Origin of the sequence: Streptomyces sp. NPDC002573, from assembly GCF_042889625.1 — a bacterium.
Classification (GTDB): domain Bacteria; phylum Actinomycetota; class Actinomycetes; order Streptomycetales; family Streptomycetaceae; genus Streptomyces; species Streptomyces gibsoniae.
Window position 1 is genome coordinate 1 of sequence record NZ_JBIARC010000190.1, and the last position, 4,368, is coordinate 4,368.

Genomic DNA, 4,368 nt, shown 5'->3' on the forward strand with positions numbered 1-4,368 from the left:
TGGCGTCCTGCCTCGTCAGGTGGCGGCGCCGGCGGCGGGTGATCCCGCGGATGTCGCGCTCACGCATGATCCGCTCGACCCTCTTCCGGTTGATGCCGTGGCCCCTGCGCCGCAGCTCGGCGTGCACCCGCGGAACACCATACGCGCCACGAGAAGCGGCGTGGATCTCACGAATGCAACCGGCCAACTCGTCATCGGCGCACTGCCGTTCGGCGACGGCCGGCCGCGCGGCGAGCCACGAGTAGTAGGTGGAGCGGTTGACGCCCAGGACTCGACACAGCCGCGCGACGCTGTAGCCATCGGGGTTCGCCTCGGTGACCTTCTCCGCATCGATGAAGAGACACAAAGTGCCTACTTCACGATCTCCTTCGCGAAGAAGGCCGCGGCTGAGATATGAATCCACGTCACGACGACGTGTCTGGGACCACGGTCACACTGACACCCAGATCCTCCAGTTGGGAGATCAGCCGTTGGGTTCGGCGCTCTGGGGAGTATCGCCGGGCGATCCAGTCAGGCCCCAGCTCCCGGTAGGGCACCCGGTCGTGGACGATGTGCCAGTAAGCGACGATGATGTCGTGCCGAGTCGCGCCGATCGCCTTGAACCGCCCCGCGCGGCCCTTGATCTGGGCGTGGTGTGCGGCCAGATAAGTGCCGCGGGTGCGGGCGGCTCCCCAGGCGGCCTCGGTCAGCGCCTGTTTGAGCCAACGCGAACCGGGACGGGTATGTCCTGAGCGGCGCTTGCCACCGGAAGCGTTGTTGCCGGGGCAGATACCCGCCCAGGAAGCGAGGTGGGCCGACGTGGGGAAGACCTCCATGTCCAGTCCGATCTCGGCGATGCTCGCCGCGGCCCACGAGCCGCTCAGCGCCATCAGAATGCGGCGCGTTCACGCACGTCGGCGGCCACTGCGAGGCAGCGGCACACGAACGGGATTGCGTGCTGCTGAGCGGCTTCGCTTGCGACAGTCCAGCCCCTGACCGGGTGGTTCGACAGCTCGTCATGCTCGTTCGGGCAGGACTGCCGCAGGCGTCATCCAAGGCGCCCTTCGCGTTCCCGGAATCGACGCCGCTTTTCTGGATGGCAAAGGGGCTGTCGACGGAACTGGGGAGGGCGCCTCGGACCGTCTCGTCCAGGCCATGGTGCCGCAGCTCGCGGTGGTGCTCGGATTCGCCGCCTTTCTCGTCGCGCTTGTGATCCAGTTCCGCCAGGCTCGCTACCGGGCCGTGGACGTACTGGTTCGCCGTCGCCATGGTCGGCATCTTCGGGACGATGGCAGCCGACGTGATGCACGTGGCCCTCGGCGTGCCCTACACCCTCTCCAGCGTGCTGTACGCGGTGCTGCTGCTGGCTGTGTTCTGGCTGTGGCGGCGCACCGAGGGCACCCTGTCGATTCACACCATCGACTCTCCCCGCCGTGAGGCGTTCTACTGGGCGACCGTCGTCGCCACCTTCGCCATGGGCACGGCGCTGGGTGACTTCACCGCGTAACCCTGCGCCTGGGACTTCACCTCTGCGGCCGTTTTCGCGGTGCTGATGCTCATTCCCGCGGTGCCGTACCGCTGGTTGCGTTGGAATCCGATGTTCTGCTTCTGGGCCGCCTACGTGATCACCCGTCCGCTCGGCGCGTCGATCGCCGACGGCCTGGGCAGGCCTCGCTCCGTCGGAGGCCTCGGCCTCGGCGACGGGCCGGTGGCTCTGGTCCTGCTTGCCCTGATCGTTCTGGTGGTCGCCCACCTGGCGGTGACCAAAGCGGACGTCCAGCGTGGACACGAGCCCGCCGCCGCACCGGAATCAGCCGCCGCCCGCGTGTAGCGGGCAGGTCGGGGGACGGCGATGACCTGCCCGCACAGCCGCCCGCCACACCCTTGACCTTGTCCTGTGTCTGGTGCCTGGTACACACCGCGAAGCTGACGCATAGAGAGAGGGTGCGGGGGAGAGGACCCACCGGAGCGCGGAGGCCCTCGTATGGTTGATTCGATCCCGCCGTTCGCGCCGGAGCAGCGGCCCTTCCGGCTCACCCCAGGTCGAAGGTGTTGGGCAGACCCAGCCTGTAGCGCACCTCGTCGATCCGCTTCAGGGGCTCCATCTCCGGCGGCCGATACAGCTCCCACACACGGCACCGCTCGGCGCTCGAACGGTCCGCGTCGAGCAGGGCGTTGACGGCTCGCCGTGCGGACTCGTTGGCGCCTTCCATGGTCGCGAGGTCGATGTCGGTGCGGACGTAGTCGCCCGCGAGGAAGAAGTTCGGGATCGCCGTCCCCGCCGAGGGGCGATGATAGAGCGTGCCCGTCGGGTGGATGAGGAGCTGTTCACGGTTGTGCGGGTCAGGGCCGCCCAGGCCCGTCACCGCCGGGTCCATGAACCAGCCGAGGCGGTCCTCGTCCCTGAGCGTGGTCTTGCCCGCGTCGTTCAGCCCGTCCTTCAGCTGCGCCCACAGCTCGGCGACGATCTCGTCCCTGGTGCACTCCTTGGCCGTCTTGCCGTACAGGACGCCGGGCTTGTCCCACTCCGAGATGATCGCGGAGAGGCAGTCGTGGGCCCGCCCGTCGCCGTAGTCGCGGTGGAAGTCCCGTACGTCCCAGAACTGTGCCTGGCCGACGGCTGTCACCGACCAGGGTGAGTCGAGGCAGTTGATGTGGCCGTGCACGACGGGTGTGGGCGTGCGCAGGTAGAACATCACGCCGGTCATCCAGTCCGTCTTGAGCGCGTCGCACCGGCCGAGTTGTGGGTCGACGGAGCGCAGGGCCCTGCCCCAGGTGGCGCGGGCGTGTTCGACGGGCAGTGCGGAGACGTAGTGGTCGGCGGTGACCGTGCGCTCGTGGCCGCCGTCGCGGGCCGCGACGCGCACGCCGGTCACCCGCCCGCCCTCGTACCCGACCTCCAATACCTGCGTGCCGGTTACGAAGTCGACGCCGAGCGAGCGTAGATGCGCCTCCCACGGGTCGATCCAGGCCTCGCTGGTGGGAGCGTTGAGGACGCGGTCGATGTCGGCGTCGCCGTCCAACCCGCGGCCGAGCAGGCCCCACAGGATCAGGGCCTCGATGATGACGCGGCCGACAGTCCTGGTCGACGCCACCTCGGCGCGGGTGGCGACGAGGTTGCGAGTCTGCCCGATGCCGAGGAGTGTCTGGTACTCCCTGCTCATCTCCCCCGCGCGGATGAAGTCCCACCAGGCGACCTTCTCCCACTGGCCCTCGCGGCGTGCGTCGCAACTGGTGAGGTGGACAAGGAGACGATCGGCGAAGTAGGCGACCTCGTCGGCGGGCAGGCGGGTGGCCACATCCAGGGCGGACAGGATCTGGTCGCGGATCCAGGACGCGGTGATGTCGCCGGGAGCCGGCGGGGTCGTGATCCGGCGCAGCGGGAAGTGCAGGTCGGGGCGGCCCGCGCTGCGGGCGAACAACTCCTCGGTGGCGTTGCGGAGGTTGCCGTGGACGCCGCCGGCGTTGCCTGGGAAGGGGATGCGGCGCATCGTGTCGGGCAGGTTCCGGTAGAAGCCGGGGAAGAAGCGGAAGCCGTGCTCGCCGGGCAGGGGCTTGCGGCCGCCGGCGGCCGTGCCGGGGACGTCCATCGAGCGGGCCTTGCCGCCGAGGGTGTCGTAGTACTCGTAGACGGTGACGGCGTAGCCGCGTTCGGCGAGTTCGTGGGCGGCGCTGAGCCCGGAGACGCCGCCGCCGAGGACGGCGACGCGCCGGCGGGAGGGCGTGGCCGGGACCGCCCGCGCTCCGGGCCGTAACGCGGTCGCGCCGACCGCGCCGCCGGCGGCCGTGAGGAAACGTCTGCGGGAATGTCCGGCGGTGGGCTGGGGCTGCTGCGCGTGTTCTGTTGCCATGATTCCGGGAGGGTAGGGAGGGTTCCGGGAGCCCGGAAGCCTGTTGCCCGTCCTCCACGACATCCTCACTGTCACAGGGCGAACCAGACATGCCACTGAACCGCCCCGGTTCGAATAGAGACTCGATTTTATGAAAGGATCGAGTCATGGCACGACCTTCCCGTTACCCGCTTGAGCTCCGCCGCCGTGCGGTGCGCATGGTCGCCGAGGTGCGCGACGACTACCCGAACGAGACGGCCGCCTTGCAAGCGGTGACGGAGAAGCTCGGCATCGGCTCCCGCGAGACGCTGCGGAACTGGGTGAAGCAGCACGAGATCGACGCGGGCCAGCGCCCGGGGACGACGACGGAGGAGTCTGCCCAGCTCAAGGCGCTGAAGAAGGAGAACGCCGAACTCAAGCGGGCCAACGAAATCCTCAAGGCCGCGGCAAGTTTCTTCGCGGCCGAGCTGTGCGCCACGAGGCGCGATGTTGATCGAGAGGCGGTGAAAGACCGCATCCATTGGGCCGTCGCAGCGGCCTGATCGAAGCTTGGGGGCAG

At 68.9% G+C, this 4,368-nt stretch carries 6 protein-coding genes; 3 read left to right on the forward strand and 3 right to left on the reverse strand.

Annotated features, from left to right (window positions below; all coding sequences use genetic code 11):
- Both ACFYX0_RS46825 and ACFYX0_RS46830 read right to left on the reverse strand, forming a co-directional pair.
- Nucleotides 1-403: IS3 family transposase (locus tag ACFYX0_RS46825; protein ID WP_388981703.1), on the reverse strand; the 403-nt coding region annotated here is incomplete at its 3' end.
- 1 nt (nucleotide 404) lies between these two features.
- Nucleotides 405-869 (reverse strand): transposase, encoded by a 465-nt coding sequence (locus ACFYX0_RS46830; RefSeq protein ID WP_388981705.1) that lies wholly within the window; start codon nucleotides 867-869, stop codon nucleotides 405-407.
- A 398-nt stretch (nucleotides 870-1,267) separates the two neighbouring features.
- Here ACFYX0_RS46830 and ACFYX0_RS46835 point away from each other — a divergent pair, with 398 nt between their 5' ends.
- Both ACFYX0_RS46835 and ACFYX0_RS46840 read left to right on the forward strand, forming a co-directional pair.
- On the forward strand, nucleotides 1,268-1,486 hold the full coding sequence (locus tag ACFYX0_RS46835) for a hypothetical protein (protein ID WP_388981707.1): 219 nt from the start codon (nucleotides 1,268-1,270) through the stop codon (nucleotides 1,484-1,486).
- A gap of 45 nt (nucleotides 1,487-1,531) precedes the next feature.
- Nucleotides 1,532-1,810 carry a hypothetical protein gene (locus ACFYX0_RS46840; RefSeq protein WP_388981710.1) on the forward strand — a complete coding sequence of 93 codons (279 nt, stop codon included), beginning with the start codon at nucleotides 1,532-1,534 and terminating at the stop codon, nucleotides 1,808-1,810.
- 202 nt (nucleotides 1,811-2,012) lie between these two features.
- Here the strand turns inward: ACFYX0_RS46840 and ACFYX0_RS46845 are convergent, their stop codons facing one another.
- Complete coding sequence (locus tag ACFYX0_RS46845) at nucleotides 2,013-3,830, reverse strand: FAD-dependent oxidoreductase (RefSeq protein ID WP_388981713.1); 1,818 nt, start codon at nucleotides 3,828-3,830, stop codon at nucleotides 2,013-2,015.
- A 146-nt stretch (nucleotides 3,831-3,976) separates the two neighbouring features.
- On the opposite strand from ACFYX0_RS46845, the gene ACFYX0_RS46850 reads away from it, so the two are divergent.
- On the forward strand, nucleotides 3,977-4,351 hold the full coding sequence (locus ACFYX0_RS46850; protein WP_388981716.1) for a transposase: 375 nt from the start codon (nucleotides 3,977-3,979) through the stop codon (nucleotides 4,349-4,351).
- Nucleotides 4,352-4,368: the final 17 nt, after the last annotated feature.

What these genes read in the sequence shown, in the direction of transcription:
- ACFYX0_RS46835 (WP_388981707.1), top strand. Translation starts at nt 1,268, where the DNA reads ATGGCAGCCGACGTGATGCACGTGGCCCTCGGCGTGCCCTACACCCTC.
- ACFYX0_RS46830 (WP_388981705.1), bottom strand. Translation starts at nt 869, where the DNA reads ATGGCGCTGAGCGGCTCGTGGGCCGCGGCGAGCATCGCCGAGATCGGA.
- ACFYX0_RS46840 (WP_388981710.1), top strand. Translation starts at nt 1,532, where the DNA reads ATGCTCATTCCCGCGGTGCCGTACCGCTGGTTGCGTTGGAATCCGATG.
- ACFYX0_RS46845 (WP_388981713.1), bottom strand. Translation starts at nt 3,830, where the DNA reads ATGGCAACAGAACACGCGCAGCAGCCCCAGCCCACCGCCGGACATTCC.
- ACFYX0_RS46850 (WP_388981716.1), top strand. Translation starts at nt 3,977, where the DNA reads ATGGCACGACCTTCCCGTTACCCGCTTGAGCTCCGCCGCCGTGCGGTG.